This window comes from Aurantimonas sp. A2-1-M11 (assembly GCF_036549475.1).
GTDB lineage: Bacteria > Pseudomonadota > Alphaproteobacteria > Rhizobiales > Rhizobiaceae > Aurantimonas.
The window spans coordinates 1-262 of the sequence record NZ_JAZHLI010000105.1; the positions used below are offsets into that span (position 1 = coordinate 1).

The window sequence follows — 262 nt, forward strand, 5'->3', positions numbered from 1 at the left end:
CGATGTCGGTGAACGCTTCCGCCCCGGCCAGAACCGCGAGCAGGCAAAGGAGCAGCACCTCGTCGAGCGGGTAGAGAACCTTGCCCGGCTGCCGATGATCCGGCATCTCCTTGCAATAAAAAAGAAAAACCGTCGTCTCCGCCAAGGCGACAAAATCGCCATCGCTCTCCACCATCGAAATCTCCTCCCGCAAGAATCAGAGGAGTTCGAAAGATTCAGCTCTTCAGCCGCTTGTCATCACCTTCTTCACCCGATTGCCCTG

At 56.9% G+C, this 262-nt stretch carries 1 protein-coding gene; it reads right to left on the bottom strand.

Going from position 1 to position 262, the window contains the following annotated elements; all coding sequences use genetic code 11:
- A partial coding sequence (locus VQ042_RS23555; RefSeq protein ID WP_331822725.1) for a transposase family protein occupies window positions 1-175 on the bottom strand: 175 nt, incomplete at its 3' end.
- Window positions 176-262 lie beyond the last annotated feature (87 nt).